The 16459-nt window shown below is 63.7% G+C and carries 13 protein-coding genes; 2 read left to right on the top strand and 11 right to left on the bottom strand.

From position 1 onward, the window contains the following. From NTZ26_11630 to NTZ26_11645, 4 genes are all read right to left on the bottom strand, one after another. The coding region (locus NTZ26_11630; protein ID MCX6561146.1) for a hypothetical protein at nt 1-206 on the bottom strand (206 nt) is incomplete at its 3' end. A gap of 104 nt (nt 207-310) precedes the next feature. Next, nucleotides 311-1381 (bottom strand): hypothetical protein, encoded by a 1071-nt coding sequence (locus NTZ26_11635; protein ID MCX6561147.1) that lies wholly within the window; start codon nt 1379-1381, stop codon nt 311-313. Nucleotides 1382-1455: 74 nt separating this feature from the next. Next, complete coding sequence (locus NTZ26_11640) at nt 1456-1725, bottom strand: Txe/YoeB family addiction module toxin (GenBank protein ID MCX6561148.1); 270 nt, start codon at nt 1723-1725, stop codon at nt 1456-1458. Then, nucleotides 1706-1999 carry a type II toxin-antitoxin system Phd/YefM family antitoxin gene (locus NTZ26_11645; GenBank protein ID MCX6561149.1) on the bottom strand — a complete coding sequence of 98 codons (294 nt, stop codon included), beginning with the start codon at nt 1997-1999 and terminating at the stop codon, nt 1706-1708. Before NTZ26_11645 ends, NTZ26_11640 begins: the two co-directional genes overlap by 20 nt. 194 nt (nt 2000-2193) lie before the next feature. Between NTZ26_11645 and guaA the strand changes: the two genes are divergently transcribed. Beyond that, nucleotides 2194-4014 (top strand): glutamine-hydrolyzing GMP synthase, encoded by a 1821-nt coding sequence (gene guaA / locus NTZ26_11650; GenBank protein ID MCX6561150.1) that lies wholly within the window; start codon nt 2194-2196, stop codon nt 4012-4014. 405 nt (nt 4015-4419) lie between these two features. On the opposite strand, the gene NTZ26_11655 is transcribed toward guaA, so the two are convergent. The 7 genes from NTZ26_11655 to NTZ26_11685 form a co-directional block, all read right to left on the bottom strand. Continuing rightward, the gene (locus NTZ26_11655) at nt 4420-6864 is read right to left on the bottom strand and encodes a hypothetical protein (GenBank protein MCX6561151.1); all 2445 of its coding nucleotides are present in this window, start codon (nt 6862-6864) and stop codon (nt 4420-4422) included. A gap of 11 nt (nt 6865-6875) precedes the next feature. Then, nucleotides 6876-7361: a nucleoside deaminase gene (locus NTZ26_11660; protein ID MCX6561152.1), complete on the bottom strand. Its 486-nt coding sequence runs from the start codon at nt 7359-7361 to the stop codon at nt 6876-6878. Nucleotides 7362-7422: 61 nt separating this feature from the next. Next, on the bottom strand, nt 7423-8154 hold the full coding sequence (locus NTZ26_11665) for a hypothetical protein (protein ID MCX6561153.1): 732 nt from the start codon (nt 8152-8154) through the stop codon (nt 7423-7425). A 2-nt stretch (nt 8155-8156) separates the two neighbouring features. After that, nucleotides 8157-10346 (bottom strand): TonB-dependent receptor, encoded by a 2190-nt coding sequence (locus NTZ26_11670; GenBank protein ID MCX6561154.1) that lies wholly within the window; start codon nt 10344-10346, stop codon nt 8157-8159. 408 nt (nt 10347-10754) lie between these two features. Continuing rightward, a complete protein-coding gene (nikR, locus tag NTZ26_11675; protein ID MCX6561155.1) occupies nt 10755-11171 on the bottom strand; it encodes a nickel-responsive transcriptional regulator NikR in 417 nt (138 codons plus the stop codon). A gap of 46 nt (nt 11172-11217) precedes the next feature. Next, a complete protein-coding gene (gene hrpA, locus NTZ26_11680; GenBank protein MCX6561156.1) occupies nt 11218-15000 on the bottom strand; it encodes an ATP-dependent RNA helicase HrpA in 3783 nt (1260 codons plus the stop codon). A 29-nt stretch (nt 15001-15029) separates the two neighbouring features. Next, entirely contained in the window at nt 15030-15827 is a 798-nt protein-coding gene (locus NTZ26_11685) for a hypothetical protein (GenBank protein MCX6561157.1), read from the bottom strand. A gap of 176 nt (nt 15828-16003) precedes the next feature. On the opposite strand from NTZ26_11685, the gene NTZ26_11690 reads away from it, so the two are divergent. Beyond that, entirely contained in the window at nt 16004-16432 is a 429-nt protein-coding gene (locus NTZ26_11690) for a hypothetical protein (protein MCX6561158.1), read from the top strand. The last annotated feature ends 27 nt before the right edge of the window (nt 16433-16459 follow it).

Here is a 16459-nt window from a genome sequence, read left to right on the forward strand (position 1 = left end):
TAAACCAGTCGGACCGTGATCGTGCGGATGTCGATCCGGAAGGTGTCGGCCAGGAGCTTCGTTTCGTCCAGATTCCTGACCCGTAAACTTGAAACGCTTTGAGACCTGGCGCCCGAGCCGGAGCTAAGGACGGCCAGGCAAAACAACGGGATCAACGCCGCCCAGAATCGCCAGGTTACGGCCTGAGTTCGATGTTCCCTCGACATGCTCATCTCCCTCGGGGAGGGCCTGAACCGAGCCCCCTTCCCCATTGCGAATAACGATGCGGGCTCAAATATTGCTACATCGAAGCCCGGCCCGGACTCCGGCTTCAGCCGACGACCTTATATCTGACGATTCGCAGGGTGTCGTCGGGCGCGCTCTCCCGGATGAACAGCGAATCCCCCTGAATGTTGAGCAGACGCCCCGGCGTCTTCAAGTAAAAAGCGTCGAGATATCGTCCCTCCGCATCAAAGACGTCAAACAGAATGCCCTTGTCGGGATCCTTGATCGAGGTTTGGACCCAGAGAACATCCTTGTATGAGTATATCGCGGTTATGTCGTCGGCAAATTCCGCCCCCGGCAGCTCATGTCGGGTCCCATCCGAAGATATGATGGCGCCCCGCTTCTCTTTCGGGGGCGCGGGGACTTTCTTGTACTTCCGGTTCAAGACCAGCAGCCGATCCGGCTTCTGAAGATCGAGGATCTTGATGGAGTAATCCTTCGTGTGGGACACGGCGAAACGGCGCGATGATAACGGAACTCCGAAAAAGGCGTCCCACTTAATGGCGCCTCCCGCCCTTATCATCCGGACAGGGAAAGCGGCCAAGCGGCGAGCCCCGCTGCCGTCATGCGCAATGGAAACCAGGGCGACTTCCATGGTCTTGACGCCCGCCGTAGCACCCGGTTCCGGCCAATGCATTTGCCAGCCGAGCAGGCGGTCACCCGCCTGACCGATAAAATCCCACCTGTCTCCGAGGCTCTGGAGGGAGATGTCGCTGACCAGCTTGTCCCGGGAGTCGAACCTGACGAGCTTGCTCGAATCATTGCTGTGGACGATAACGCCGTCAGGCAAGGCTTCCAAGCCCGAAACGTAGTTCAGCTCGCCGGGTCCTTGGCCCTTACGATAGAGGTTGGCCATGAATTTGCCTTTGGCATCGACGTGGATGAGCTGATCCTGATCATAGAAATAGAGCGAGCCATCCGGCGCGACCTTGAGATAACTCGGATACTTGAGGAAGAACTCGCCGCTTTCGTCGGTGATCCGAAGATCCTCCTTAAGCTGGAGGATCCGTCCCGCTTCGGGATTCAGGGGCTTGTCCGGGACATGAACCGGAGCCTGGGCATCCGCGGACACAAAGGCCGAAAGGATCATAGCCGCAGCGGCGGGAGCTATTCTCATCGCATTCCCTTTTCGTGACGTTCCCCGATTTTATAGCCCAAAGCCTTCCCGCCCGCAAGCCAGTCAGCCGCCGATTAGTAATGATACCGGGCTTGTAGAAAGTTGATCGACTCGTCTCGCACAAGATAGACCAGCCGATGTTCCTGGGTCAGACGCCGCGACCAGGCTCCCGGAGCAAGGTGTTTCAGAGGTTCTGGTTTGCCAATGCCCTTATACGGGTCCCGCAAAACGGCCTCGACCAGCTCGAGGATGCGAAGCGCTGTTTTTCGGTCATTGCGGACCCAATGGCGCAGATCCTCGAGAAACTCGGGGAGGAAGACGGCCTCACGGTTCTTTGGGCTCAAGGCCGACCTCGGCACGGAGCTCGTTCAAGGTCATGGATGCTCCCTCACCGGCCAAGGCCCCCCGCAGGGCGGACAGCAGCCGTTGCGCGTTTTTCGGCGAGCGCAGAAGGTGCGCCGTCTCGAGGATCGAATCCAATTCGTCCGCGGCGATCATGGCGACTCGCCCCTTGCCGCGGCGGCGTTCGATGACGACCGTTTCCCGATCAAGGGAGACGCGGTCGAGCAGCTCGGCGAGATTCGCCCGGGCATGGCTGTAGGTCGTTCGGAGGGACATCGGATTTTCTCTTAATTGTACAACTTTATTGTACATGTTTTTCGGCCTCCGTCAAGCCCGGATGGCGGGCCCCTTGATTAAGACGCATCGGCGAGGGCTTTTTCTCAAGAAGCTCCAAAAAGCGGCGGCAAGCCGCCCGGCCGGTTTGACTAAACACTCCCCGGCCGCTATATTGTTCGGCAAGGAATCATCCCATGAAGCACGACACGATCGCGGTCATCGATTTCGGGGGGCAGTACGCCCATCTGATCGCCACCAAGGTGCGGCGGATGAAAGTCTATGCCGAGATCCGCCAGCCCGAGGACCCGATCGAGATGTTCCGCGACTGCAAGGGCATCATCATCTCGGGCAGCCCCAGCTTCTCGGCCTTCGGGGAGGATTCCGGCTACACCAAGGCCATCTATGATTTGCCCATCCCGATTCTCGGCTTTTGCTTCGGCCACCAGGAGATCGCCAAGCACTACGGCGGCAAGATCGTCCACGGCGGCAAGGAGTGGGGCCACACCGAGCTTCACGTTTGCGCCGATTCGCCTATTTTCCGGGGGCTGGATCGGGTCGAGCAGGTCTGGATGAGCCATTTCGACACGGTCACGGAGATCGGGCCGGACTTCGAGGAGATCGGATATTCGCGGCTGGGAGCCGAGGGGGACGTCCATCGCTTCGCGGCCATCGCCTCAGACAAGCTCAAGCGCTACGGATTCCAATACCATCCTGAGGTCGACGACACGGTCAACGGCGAGACGATGATCCGCAACTTCGTCCTCGACATCTGCCGCTGCCGCCAGACCTGGACGATGGGCAACTACGTCGGGGAGCAGATTCGCTCGATCAAGGACCGGGTCGGCGGCCAGTCGGTCTTCCTGCTGGCCTCCGGCGGGATCGACTCGACGGTCTGCGCCGTCCTGCTCGGCAAAGCCCTGGGGCCGGAGCGGCTGCATCTGCTCCACGTCGACAACGGTCTGATGCGCAAAGACGAGAGCCGCACGGTCGTGGAGAAGTTCCAGGCCGTCGGCCTGGGCACGAACCTCCACTTCATCGACGCCTCGGAGGACTTCCTCAAGGCCCTGGCCGGGATCGTCGAGCCGGAGAAGAAGCGGCTGGCCATCGGCAACACCTTCATCGAGGTCTTCGAGCGCGAAGCCCGCCGGCTGGGCATTCAGGATCATCTCCTGGGCCAGGGCACGATCTACCCGGACACGATCGAGACGGGCGGCACCAAGCGCTCGGACACGATCAAGACCCACCACAACCGGGTCCCCCTGATCGAAGAGATGATCAAGGCGGGCCGGGTCATCGAGCCCCTCTCCGATCTTTACAAAGTTGAGGTCCGGGAGCTGGGCGAGCTGCTCGGCCTGGAGCGGGACATGGTCTGGAAGCACCCCTTCCCCGGCCCGGGGCTGGGCGTCCGGCTTCTCTGCAATACGGGGGTGGCGGATACGTCCGAGTTCGAGCGGATGATCCCCGAGGCCAAAGCCGCAGCGGCCAAGTTCGGCGTCGAAGCCGAGATCCTGCCCATCCGGTCGGTCGGCGTCAAGGCCGACCTGCGGGCCTACGAGCACCCGGTTCTTCTCTCGGCCGACAAGCCTTGGGAAAAGATTGTAGAGACGGCCGGGACGATCTTCCGCGATGTCTACGGGATCAACCGCTGCCTCTGGAACCTGGCCGGCGGCGCGCCCAAGAGCTTCGAGCCGCTGGCGGCGACCGTCACCCGGGATAGGCTCGACCTTCTGCGGGAGGCCGACGCCCTGGTCATGGACGGACTGTGCCGCCACGGCATTTACGACGAGATCTGGCAGTGCCCGACGGTCTTCGTGCCCCTGCGAATCGACGGCCGGGGCCGCGAGCTGGTCATCATCCGGCCGATCCACTCCGAGCGGGCCATGACGGCCCGCCCGGCCCGCCTGCCCGAGGCGCTGATCGCCGAGCTGCGGACCTCGATCCTGGCCCTGCCCGGAATCAGCGGGCTGGCGCTGGACGTCACGTCCAAGCCGCCCGGCACGATCGAGTGGGAGTGACGGCCGAACGCACCCGCCGTTATAGGCGCTTTTTAATAAAGAATCTCTTCCATTCAGTGTGGGTAGGTGAGACGGCACGGTATTCGGCCGACGGCGAAACCGCGCGGGTTTAGACTTTTTTACGAACCTCTTCGAGGGAACCCAACGGGCGCCGAGGGATGTTTGAGCACGTGGCGCTCATCGAGAACGAAACAGAGTGGGTGATCGTGCAGATTGGGAAGATCGAATATGCGGAGTTCCGCAGGCGCCGAGAAGAGTAGCGCAAAAAAGGCGTGAAAAACCCGCGCCGCCGGGCCGAATTCCGTGCCGTAGGCCACACAGAATGGAAGAGAACCTTAATAAAGTTCTTCTCCCGATTCCGGGAAACGCGGTCCGGAGATGGGAAACGAACCTTAATCCCGCTCCTTACTGCCTCCAGGATTTACGCATCGTGGCCAGGCCGCTGCACGTCCGGCGATCGGCTGGAGCGTCGATCGCCGGCCCGACGATCTCCATCTTGAGAAAGATATGATCGCCGGGAGAACCGGCAGCTCCGTCTTTGGGCAGGGTCAGCCAATAGTCCACATAACGGTCGAAGCGGCCGATGCGAAAGTCCCAGCGGTCCTCGGCCACCGGCTTGGCGCCGGCCCGGTCGGGGCCGCGCAGCAGCGTCACCGCCCGCGTCTTGACGCCCGAGGCCCCGTCCTCGAATCGCAGAGTCACGTCGTATTCGCCCGGTCCGTCAATCGCTCCGTCGACGTCGGCCCACAGCTCGATGGCATCCGAACCGGCGAAGTCTTCGCTTTTCCAGCGGGCGACCGGGCGGCTGCGAAAGGCGGCGGCGGGATCAGGCAGATGGAGATCCGCGAAGAAATAACGTTCGGCATCCGCCAAGTGAGCGGAAAAGTCGACCGTGTCCCGAAAGCGCGAGGCGAGCTTGTGGCGGGGCACGGGATTGACTTCCCTTCCCCAACGGTCGAGGGCTTGGGTAAGCGAACGAGCGGTCGCGTCGAGCCCGGCCAAGGCCCGGCCCAGACGCGCTTGCTTCTCTGCGGCATCCGTCAATGATCTGGCCGCAGCGATTTCCTGCAGACCGGCCAAAAGATCCAAAACACCGGCCACGCTCAGCGTTTCGACCAGGATGGCGGGATCGTCGATCGTGACAGCCAAGGCCAGGGCTTTATCGACGCGGGCCCGGCTGTCGGCGAAATCGGAAGCATCCGCGAACTCGGTCAGGAGCGTCCCCCCGAAGGCCATCCGGGTGAGCGATTCGGACAGGCTGCCCGGCACGATCCGGCCATCGACAAAGACCAACCCTCCGGCGCCGAAGAGCAGATTCTCGACGGTCCGGCTGCCGGCCAGCTTCCAGCCGACGGGTCCGAGCATTTCGGCCCAAGCCGCGAATTCAACCGGATGGGGAATCCCCCGCCGCAAGGCATAGACCTCGGCAAACTCCCGCGGCGTCCGGCCGCTGCTATTCCAGCCCCATTCGGCGGCGGCCGTGACATTGAACTCATAATAGCGATTGTTGGGCGTAGCGTAGCCGAAGAAACCGTGCAGCCCCTTGGACGCGAACTCCAACATCCTGGCTTTCATGAAATGGGCGCCGCTGAAGGGGAAAACGGTTCGCCAGGAGTTCGTCAGCTGGGGATAGACACCCAACCAACCGCCGGCGGATGCGAATTTTTCCAGCAGCGGCTCGATCATCGGCCGGTGGGAGCTGTCATAGGTCCGGCCGCCGTCGTAATAGATCACCTTGGTCTGCGGCGCGATCGAGGCCAGCACCTCGTCGTTGACGTCGTGGCTGGCCTGGGTCAACAGGATGCGGAGCCGAGAGCCGGGATGACGCGGGCGGATCATTTCAAAGGCCCGTTGGATGCCCTGGGCCTCCAGGACGAACGGCTCTTTCCCGGCACAGAGAGGGCAGTAGCAGCGATTCGTCTCTTCCGAAAGCCAGACGTCCACTTCGTCCACACCGGGAAGCGCCAGCAAGAGGCCCATCCAGCCGGAGAGCAGCTCGGCCGTTTTGGGTTGGGAGAAGCAGACGGGCGGCGTGTAGTCGGTCGGGAGAGGCTTGCCCGGTTCGGGAGTCGCCGCCACTTCGGGATGGTAGCGGAACAGGCCCGTGCCGGCCAATTGCTCCATGTGGAGGATGATAGGGACGAGCTTAATGCCCTGCCGGCCGCTTTCCTCCAGCCATCGCGGATCGAGCGAAGCCTTGGGCGAGCCGTCTTCGTTGAAGCCGAGCTGGGCATGGACTTCGACGGCGTTCATCTTGCGCTCGGCCAGCCAGGGCATGTCCAGGATCGAATTGCCGCCCCATTCGCCCCGCTCTTCCAGGTCGGGCCAATCCAGGATCGAGACTTGCGGGATTTCGAAGCGCGTTTCGGGAGTCGGGCCGGGCGAAACGAGCTGACGCAGCGTTGTGGCGGCGTAGAGAAGCCCCGCCGGCGTGTTGGCGGCCAAAAGCAGGCCGCGGAATCGGCCCGCCTGGAGAATGGGCCGGATGGCGTAGGCTTGCGCGCTGTTGGGCGCGGCCCGCAGTGCGTCCTGGAGATCGGCCGGACAATCTCCCGACGTCAGCACGCCGCGGATCTCGAATCCCTCCCCTTTGGCCAAAGGAGCGAGGATCGCGGCCGCAGTGCGGATAAAAGGCGATTTCATGTCCGGTAGTGATAGAGAGATTTCGCGAGAGGCGATCCGTACGGATCCGGCCGTCTCGATCTTCTGGGGCAAAGGGATGAGCCGGTCCGTCCAACGTTTGAGGACGCCGGGCGAATCGACGGCGGGCGCGCTGATGAGCGCCGTCGCGCCGCACAGGAAAACGCCGGCCCAGAATAGTTGAGGAGCGGGGAAGCGGTGTTTGGCCAAGGGCATTTCCTTCAGTAAAGGACTTTATTTGTCCGGCCGGCCCACTCGGCAAAGACACCGAGACAGGCCTCGCGCAATAGCGGGCGGGCCAGCGGAGCCCCTTTCACCGGCCGGCCGGCAAGGGCGTCGTAGATATCCTTGTCGGCGAAGCCGATACGGGCCGCGTCCCGCCGATCGCAGCCGAAATAAAAGACCTTGATCCGGGCCCAGTGCATCGCCGCCAGGCACATCGGGCAGGGCTCGCAAGTCGTATAGACCGTGCAATCGGGGAGGTGGAAACGGCCGAGCTTATGGGAGGCGCGGCGCAGGGCCACGATCTCGGCGTGGGCGGTGGGATCGTTCGAGGCGATCACACGGTTATGGCCGCGGGCGATGATCTGTCCGTTACAGACCAGAACCGCACCGAAAGGGCCGCCATCGCCCGCCCGAACTCCGCGGCGGGCCTCCGCTACAGCCAGGCGCATCCAGCGTTCGGCATCATCGCGTTTTCGGTCCATCGCTTCGCTCACCCGGCTATCATACCGGGCCGGCCGCCACGGCGCAACCGCTGGGGCCGCTTCACAATCCCATAAACTTGATGGCGAAGCCGCACAGGAGGATCATGGCCCCCGCCGTGGCGTGCATCCACCGCTCCAGCCCGCCGAAGCGGGCGATCCGCAGGCCCGCCGATCCCAGGCCGACGATCGTCAGCATGGTCCCGATCGTGGCGACGGCGAACGCGGCCGTAACCAGGACGACCGAACCGGCCCCCATCCGGGCCGCCGGATACATCAGGATCGGGATGAGCGGCTCGCACGGCCCGAAGATAAAGATGGTGAACAGCACCCAGGGCGTGATGTTGGCCTTCGGCTCGGGACCGACGGCGGCCGGATCCCCGGCATGGGCGTGGACATGCTCATGGTCAGGGGAGTGGCCGTGATCGTGCCCGCCGTGGGGATGATGATGGGCGTGGGTATGGGCCCGGCGGCGCAAGGCCCGCTTGATCCCCCATATGGCATAAACCAAACCGAAGCCGATCATCAGCCAGGCCGCGATGTCCCCGCGAGTCGCTTCGATGCCCTCCAGCCGGGCCACGGCGAGACCCAACCCGATGCCGGCCAGGCCGATCACGACCGAGCTCAAGACATGGCCGAGGCCGCAGAGCAGGGTGATGAAAAGAGTCTTGCGCCGGGTCCAGCGGCGGGCCTGGGACATGGCGATGAAGGGGATGTAATGATCGGGTCCGATGAGGGTGTGGACGAAGCCCAGCGAACCGGCGGTGAGGAGAAGGGCGGTCAGTTCGGATGTCATTTTTAGAACTTGGACTTGAGAGAGAGGCCGACGTTGCGGCCGGCGGCCGGGAAGCCGAAGCGCTCCAGATAGGCCGCATCGAGGATGTTGCGGACGAAGACGGAGGCTTCCAGAAAGCCCGTGATCGGGATCCGCGTTTCGAGGTCCACCCGGACATACCCGGGCTGGGTCCGCAGGCGCAGATCGGTGTTGTAAAGGACGTTGTTGTTGTAGATGACCTTCTGCTCGGAAACGGCCTGGACAAACAGCGCCGCGGAGAAGCCCTTGGGCGAACGATATTGCAGTCCGACGTTGGCCTTGTGGGCGGGCAGCCCGGGGAGCTCGTTAAAGCCCCGATCGACCGCGTCGACGAACATGCCGACGAACGGGTCGCCCTTGGTCCGGCTGGCCTGCCAGGTGTAATTGGCGAAGGCCGACCATCCGCCGCCGAGCGATCGGCTGACTTCCAGCTCGATCCCATAGAGATCGGCCCGGTCGATGTTGTAGGAGACGAAGTTGATCAGGTCGAACTGGATGTAGCGGCTGATGCCGTAGAAGTAAGGCGCGATCTCGAAGCGGGCTCCCCCCCATTCCGCCTTCCAGCCGGCTTGGAGAAGCAGGCCGTCTTCTTCCCGGAACGGCAGGCCGCTCGTGTTGACGCCGGCGTCGTCGGGGTCATAGTGCCAGTAGTATTCGGGAGCGGCCGGCATGCGCAAGGCCCGGGCCGCGCTGAAATAGAGCATCGCCTCGGGGGCGTAGGACCAAACGATCTTCAACGAAGGCGCCAGCCCCGACTTGGCGATGTCGGGAATCTGTTCGACCTTGCCTTGGGGACCGGCCAAGCCTTGATAGTCTAGATACCGAAGGCCCGGAACCACAGTTACGGCCGCCTCAAATAGCCGGATCTCGTCCATGGCGTAGATCTCGAGGTTCTTGGTTGAGACGTAGGATCCATAGACATAAGGCGCGCGGAAGTCGTCCGTCTCGTTCCTTTCCCCGGCGTCCCGCAAATGGGAGAAATCCAGGCCGAAGGTCAGGGTCTGGGCGGCTAAAAAGTGGGTGTAGCTCGTCGAAGCTCCGTAGGAGCGATCGTCGAAAAACGTTTTATGAAAGATCCGGTTGAGAGAGGCGCGAGTGTTAAGGGATTCACGATCGCCCCGGTTCTGCCAGTAGCGGGCCGAAAGGAGGCCCTTCTCCCCGATCGCCTGCTCGTAGCCGAGGTCGGCCGTCCATTTGGTCTTGACCCAGTAGCTGCCGGGCTCGGCGTTGGCGCCCATGCCGCCGTACATGATCTCGCCGTCGGCGGCCGGGTAGTCCGGGTCGAGCGGGGTGTCGTAAAGGGGATCGCCGAATAGTTTGGAAGCTCGGTTGGAGACGGCGAAATTCTTTTTGACGTCGGCGAAAGCCAGGTCGGCCGTCAGCCGGCCTTTCCAGGCGAAGTCGTATCCGAGGTGGACGTCGGCGTTGGCCATGCGGGCGGCGCCGTTTCGCAGGTAGCCGTCGCTTTGGGTATAGCCGCCGGCCACCGAATATTCGAAGGCCCCGGGCTTGGCTCCGTGGAAGAGATTGAAGGCCGAGGTGACGTAGCTGGCATAGGAGGCCTGGACTTCGGTCGCGAACCGCTGCGTGAGCGTGCGCGGGACGAGGTTGACGACACCCCCGATGACGTTGCCGGTGCGAGGGTCGCCCACCCCTTTGACCACCTCGATCCGGTCCGCGCCGTTGAGCGGGATCATGGTCCAATCGATGAAATAGCCGCCGGCCGAGCCCGAGGTGTTGAGCGGCCGGCCGTTGCGCAGGACCTTGATCCGGCGGGCTCCCATCCCCCGAATCTTGATCGAATCGTCATCCATGGCCGTGCCGACCTCCTGGATGCGCTGGACGTCGACGCCGGCCTGACGGGACAGGGCGGCGTCCAGAGTCACGCCGATCGACTGGGGGAAGAGCTCCGGCTTGACCACGGTCATGTTGGGGACGGCCTTGTCGCGGGCCGATTCGACGACGTCGATGACGACGGGGTTGAGCTGGAAAAGCTTGGTCTTCTCCTGCTTGTCCTTCTCGGCCTCTTTCTTCTTGGCCTGCTCGGCCTCGGCCTTCTGTCCGGCCGGGGCGGGAGAAGGGACTCCCGGCTTTTTCTCCTCCGCCCGCAGGAAGATCGAGAAAACCAACCCGAAAGCCAGTACCGATACCGCGAATCTGTTTCTTCCAGCCATGAACGTCTCCTCCATCAAAGCCGCGACTCCGCCTGCACTAGCGGGACTCAAGTGCTATTAGAAGATGTATTCGTGCTACCAAGGATACAAAAAAAAGGTTCATCTCCCATCTCCGGGATATGAGTGCGGTTCGGGGTGTTGGCCAACGGCGAAATCGCGAGGGCGGCGCCTTTTTCCACAACTTTCCGAGGGTACTTGGCTCTGGCCAGGCGACGAGGGCTGTTTGAGCACGCAAACCATCTGACGGAATCGAAACGGAGTGGGTGATCTTCAAGACCGGGAGATCTCGAATGCGGAGTTCCGAGGCGCCGAGGAAAGCTGTGGGAAAAGGCGAGTAGAGCCCGAAGCCGCCGGGCCAATACCCCGGGCCGCGCTTCCCGGAGATGGGAGAAGATCCGAAAAAAGGGGTCACTCCAAATCCTGTCCGGCCGTCGACATGCTGACCGTGCCGTGCTTGACGCCTTTGATCGAGCGGAGCGAGTCGGCCAGCCGGCCGACATCGCCCGCCCGGCCCCGAACGGCGATAATCTCCAGGCAGTGGTCATGGTCGAGATGGATGTGCTGGGTCGAGATGATCAAGTGGTGGTAATCGTGCTGGATGTCCGTGATGCGGCCCAGAAGATCCTTGCGGTGGTGGTCGTAAACCAGGGTGACGGCACCGGCGACCTCCTCCCCCGCTTTCCAGTCCTGCTCGATGAGCGAGCCCCGGATGAGGTCGCGAAACGCCTCGGAGCGGCTGGCAAAGCCGCGTTCGGCAACGAGGGCGTCGAACTTGGCCAGTAGGCCCTTCTCTAGCGAGACGCCGAAACGGACAAGCTTGGTCATTGATGCCACCTTCTAAGGAAATAGTAACACTGCCGGAAGGGATAAATCAAGTCAACGACGCCTCAATCTCGCGCACCTTTTCAGACAACCGCTTCGGCGATACCGTCACGGCGGCCTTGACCTCGGGCGCGAAGACCGCCACCTTGAACTCCTCGATCAGCCAGCGGAACTCCTCGACCCCGGCCTTGAACGCCGCCGAGCCTTTGGCCGCCTTGGCCTCCAAGGCGCGCAAGGCCTTGAGGAACGGCTCGACCTGGGCGGCCTTCTTGCGATCCTTCTCGGGATCGACCTTGACCCGGCCGGCCCGGACGGCCAAGGCTTCGAGATAGCCGGGAATCCGGGCCAATCGCTCGCCGCTCAAAGAGGCGAAGAGGTCCTTGGGCGCGAGAGACTCGAGCTCGGATTTGAACTCGTCTTGCAGCGCGCATAGTGTCTTGCTGGAGGGATTCGACGCGGGGATCGCATCCACCGCCGTTCGCGCCTTCCGATAGGCCTCGAGGACGGCCTCGGCGGACCGGAGAAGGGCCTGCCCCTTCTCGAACAGAGCGCGCACCACCTTGTCGGAGTAGGCTCGAAGCTCCACGCCGGACCGGATGGGCACCCGCAGAACATCCTCCTTCAATTTTTCGAGGAGGGCTTTCTCCAAGGCCGCCTTGCCGCCGAAGAAAAGCGCCGCCTTGTGGGCCTCCGCGGGGAGAACCACGTGCCGCTCCATGTATTTGACGTCCTTGGCGAACGTCCGCATCAGGAAGGCCTCGATGCCCACCTTATGCGCCGTCATGGCCTCGTTTTTGTCCTTGAATAACCGCACCCCCACCCCGCCCTCGCCAACCGACAACGCAGGATAGGCCGCGGCACCGTAGCCGACGGCCAAGGCCTCGGGGAGAGGCCCGAAGGCGCACGGGTCCGCAATCGGCGCTTCCCAACGGGCCTGGGCTCGTTTCCACTCCTCGCTTTCCGGCTCGACCTCCCCCTCCCGACCCAGCTTCTTCAATGCCTCCAGGTCACGGCCCGCGGCAAGCTCTCTGCCCTTCTGATCAGTGACGGCGACGCGCATCCGCAAATGCGGCGAGATCTCGACCTCCGCCCAGGCGGCCGGCGGGATCTCGGCCCGGAAGCGGGCTTTGACGAACTTGGACAGGGCGGCGAACAGCGAACCCTCGGCCCGCGGCATCTCGGCCATGATCACATCGACCTTCTCGCCGACTGGGACGAGGAGCTTGCGATGACGCTTGGGCAGGCCCCGGATGAGCTCGGTGATCTTTTCCTTCAACTGGCCGGGAACGCCCCATTCCAGGGGCTCGGCTCGAACGGAGCCTATTCGCTCGGCGGGGACGCGCAAGGTCACCCCGTCGTCCTTCTCGCCCGGGGCGAACTTGTAGAGGGCTCGGAAGCGCCGCTCGCCCAGGCGCAGATCGTCGGGAAACTGGCGCAGCTTGGCTTCGTCGGGGGCGTCCTCGATCAGGTCGGCCTCGGTCATGGCCAGGAAGGCGTCGCCGCCCCGCCGGTGGATGCGGTCACGCAGGCCCTTGATGTCGAAGACCCCGGCCAGACGGGCTTCGTAGAACTCGGCCATCCGCTCTTCGTCGGTCAAGATGTCCCGCCTCCGGAGCTTCTCCTCGGCCGTCTCGAGGCGGGCCTTGAGGGCGAGGTTGCGCGAGAGAAAATCGAACGGCTCCTTGGCCGCGCCTTCGACGAGCGCCTCGCGGACGAAGACGCGATGGGCTTCTTCGGGGTCGATGGGGCCAAAGGCCACGGTCCGGCTGGAGACGATTTCCAGCCCGAACAGGGTCACCCGCTCGGTGCAGACGGCCTGGCCGCGGGCCTTGTCGTAGCGGGGATCGGAGTGGCTCTTCTTGCACATCTCCCCGCCCAGCTCCTCCAGCCATTCGGGCTGGATGCGGGCGGCCAGCCGGGCGAACAGCCGCGAAGTCTTGACCATCTCGGCGGCCGCGATCCAATGCGGCGATTTGTTGAATAAGGCCGATCCGGGGAAGACCATCGCCTCCCGGCCCTTGGCCGCCGTGTAGATGTTTTTCTCTTTGAGGACGGCGATGTTGCTGAGAATGCCGGCCAGGATCGACCGATGGATGGCGCCGTAGAGGACCTTGCTGATCTCCGACTTGTGGGTCCGCCCCAAGGGGACGCGCATCTCCCGCAGGATGTCCAGGATCTGGGCGTGGACGTAGGCCCATTCCCGCATACGCGGGTAGGACAGGAAATGCTCGTGGCAGAAGCGCCGCTTCTGCCCCTGGCTCTTCAAGCCCTCGAAGTCGCCGTGAAAGCGCTCCCAGATGTTGAGCAGGGTCAGGAAGTCGGAGCTCTCTTCCCGGAACGGAGCGTGCATCTGATCGGCCAGGGCGGCCTTGTCCGGGGGCCGCTCGCGCGGATCACGAATGCTCATGGCGGCCGCGATCACCGCCACCTCGCGCAGGCAGCCTTCCTTGACGGCCTCGATCAGCATGCGCGATAGGCGCGGATCGAGCGGCATGCGGGCCATGCCACGGCCCGTCTCGGTCAGGACCTGTTCGCCATCCTGCTCGCGGATGGCCCCCAGCTCGTGAAGCGTCTCGAACCCGTCCTTGACGGCCGCCGCCGTGGGCCGATCGACGAAGGGGAACTTGGCCGGATGGCCGAGCCGCAGCGAGATCATCCGCAGGATGACTTCGGCCAGGTTGGAGCGCTGGATCTCGGGCGGGGTGAAGGCGGCCCTTTCGTTGTAGTCGTCCTCGGAATACAGCCTGACGCAGACGCCTTCGGAGACGCGGCCGCAGCGGCCCTTGCGCTGGTCGGCGCTGCTCTTCGAGATCGGCCGGATGGGCAGGCTGTTGATGCGCGCCCCGGGCAGATACTGGGAGATGCGGGCCAGCCCGGTGTCGACGACATAGCGGATGCCGGGGATGGTCAGCGAGGTTTCAGCCACGTTGGTGGCCACCACGATCTTGGGGCCCGTCACGCGATAAACGCGCCCCTGCTGGGGTCCGGGCAGGCGGGCGAAGAGGGGCAGGACGGTGACGCCGAGATATTTCCTGCCTTCCAGCTTTTCGCAGGTCTCGAGGATGTCCTGCTCGGTCGGCATGAAGATGAGGATGTCGCCATGACGCTTCCCAGCCCTCAGATCGTCGACCGCCTCGACCGCGGCGTCGGTATAGTCCTGATCCTGCCGCGACTCGGGGTCGGGCAGCCGGTATTCCACGTCGACCGGGAAAGTCCGGCCGCCGACTTCGATTATGGGGGGGCCGTCGAAGGCGGCCCGGAACTTCTCGATGTCGAGCGTCGCCGAGGTGATGATCAGGCGCAGGTCGGGCCGGACCGGAAGCAGCGTTTTGGCGATGCCCAGCAGAAAGTCGATATTGAGGCTCCGTTCGTGGGCCTCATCGATGACGATGGTGTCGTAGGCCAGGAGCCTCGGATCACCCTGCGTTTCGGCCAGCAGCATGCCGTCCGTGACGACCTTGATCCAGGCGTCTCGCGGGGTCGTGTCGTCAAAGCGTATTTTGTAGCCGACCGAGCGGCCGACCGGTTCGCCCATTTCCTCGGCGATGCGGCCGGCGATGGTCACGGCGGCGATCCGGCGCGGCTGGGTGACAGCGATCATGCCCCGCCGGCCGCGACCCGCCTCGATGCACATCTTCGGGATCTGGGTGCTCTTGCCGCAACCGGTCTCGCCGGCGATGACGACGACCTGCCGGCAGCGGATGGCCTGAACGATCTCGTCCCGCCGGACCGTGATCGGGAGCTCCGGCGGGTAGACGAGCTTGGGGCGGGCATTGTCCCTCGACCCGGGCGGGGCCGGAGGGGGGACGGACGGATCGCCGGGTCGGATCATGGAATCCCGGACATGATACCCCGTCTCGGCTATTTCTTCGCGTTCTTCTTGAGGAAGTCGGCCGCCTCTTCGCTGAAATCGCCCTTGCCGGCAGCCAGCGCCCGCATAGCGGCCAGGGCGGCTTCGGACTTGTCGAGTCCGAATAAGGCCTCGGCCACGGAGTACTTCAGGCTACGGGCCTCGGCCGAGTCTCCAGCCCGGGCCAGGATCGCCTTCAGCTTGGGCGCGGCCGGCTTCATTCCCAGGGCGGACGCCGTCTGGGCGGCCGTGACGACCAGTGTGTCGTCGGACTCGTCGAGCAGGACCAGCACGACCTTCTCGATGCGAGGCCGGTCCGCCGGCGGGATGGCCAAGCCTTCGCCGGCCTTCTCCTTGGTGGCGAACCGCCAGAAATGCTCGGCGGCCGCCTCGCGCACCGCCGGCAGGGCGTTGCGATCGACCGCCAGGATCAGAAGATCCTCGACGATCGGATACCAGCTTCCGAAATTGAACAAATTGGAAACGCGCCGCCTGATCTCGGCCGCCGCCGGGTCGGCGTCGGGGCCCGTCTGGCGAACGAAGAGATTCCATAGCGGCCGTATCAAATCCGTGTAGTCGCCGGCCGCCCAGCCCTCATGGTCGGTCGTCATCAGGGCAAGAACCTCGAGGATATCGGCCTCGTCCCCTTCCCGAAAAGTCTTCAAAACTGAGCTTGTCTCCAGGGAAGGAGGCGCTTCGCTTGCGGCGGGAGAGGCTGTGGCGGCGTCCGCGGCGGGTGTTTTGGATTTTCGGCACGCGGCGACCGAGGCCAAGAGGACGATCAGAAGAAGGACCAGGCTTTTTTTCATGCGGACGCTCCTCTACCCAGTACTTCCGCTCCCCGTCCTTCGACCCTTTTCTTCGAAAGGACGGACTTATTCTACCACCGGCCGCGGCCGTCCGCAAACGGGCCGGCGGCGTTGACATCGTCCGACCTCTTCAAGCATAGTTGGCTCGAAAAAACAGAACGAGGAAGAGGGACAGCATGGCCAAGATGGTGCTCGCCGCCCTGATGGGCCTGGTCCTGCTGGCGACCGGAAATTCCTGCCGGAAAGGCGGGGATGCGGCGGCCGACGGGAAAGCCGGCCAAGCGGCCGAGAGCTATTTCCGGATCGGCCCGCAGGACGAATTGAGCGGACGCGTCGGGGGAAAAGTCGTCCTGGAAGGCCGGCTGGCAAAGACCCCCTGGCAACATATGATTCATTGGCCCGAGGGCACCACCGAGATGGCCTATTTCGATTATGAGCTCGGCCGCCAGACCGTGCTCTACGCCAAGGCACCCGTGGTTTGTCCCGGCTTCTTGACCGTCTGGGGGACGGTGGTCGAGGTCAAAGGCGAGACGAAGCGGCCGGGCTCCGACGCTCCCGCAGTGGAATACCATATCCTGGTCGAAAAGCTCGAGTGCGCGAAATAGCCCTCGGGCAAGCCCGGATTTTCCGTC

It is taken from the genome of Candidatus Aminicenantes bacterium (assembly GCA_026393855.1).
GTDB lineage: Bacteria > Acidobacteriota > Aminicenantia > Aminicenantales > UBA4085 > UBA4085.

Bases quoted from the DNA above. Each gene is read 5' to 3' on its own strand.
- NTZ26_11635 (MCX6561147.1), bottom strand. From the start codon at position 1,381: ATGAGAATAGCTCCCGCCGCTGCGGCTATGATCCTTTCGGCCTTTGTG.
- NTZ26_11645 (MCX6561149.1), bottom strand. From the start codon at position 1,999: ATGTCCCTCCGAACGACCTACAGCCATGCCCGGGCGAATCTCGCCGAG.
- guaA (MCX6561150.1), top strand. From the start codon at position 2,194: ATGAAGCACGACACGATCGCGGTCATCGATTTCGGGGGGCAGTACGCC.
- NTZ26_11660 (MCX6561152.1), bottom strand. From the start codon at position 7,361: ATGGACCGAAAACGCGATGATGCCGAACGCTGGATGCGCCTGGCTGTA.
- NTZ26_11665 (MCX6561153.1), bottom strand. From the start codon at position 8,154: ATGACATCCGAACTGACCGCCCTTCTCCTCACCGCCGGTTCGCTGGGC.
- NTZ26_11670 (MCX6561154.1), bottom strand. From the start codon at position 10,346: ATGGCTGGAAGAAACAGATTCGCGGTATCGGTACTGGCTTTCGGGTTG.
- nikR (MCX6561155.1), bottom strand. From the start codon at position 11,171: ATGACCAAGCTTGTCCGTTTCGGCGTCTCGCTAGAGAAGGGCCTACTG.
- hrpA (MCX6561156.1), bottom strand. From the start codon at position 15,000: ATGATCCGACCCGGCGATCCGTCCGTCCCCCCTCCGGCCCCGCCCGGG.
- NTZ26_11685 (MCX6561157.1), bottom strand. From the start codon at position 15,827: ATGAAAAAAAGCCTGGTCCTTCTTCTGATCGTCCTCTTGGCCTCGGTC.
- NTZ26_11690 (MCX6561158.1), top strand. From the start codon at position 16,004: ATGGCCAAGATGGTGCTCGCCGCCCTGATGGGCCTGGTCCTGCTGGCG.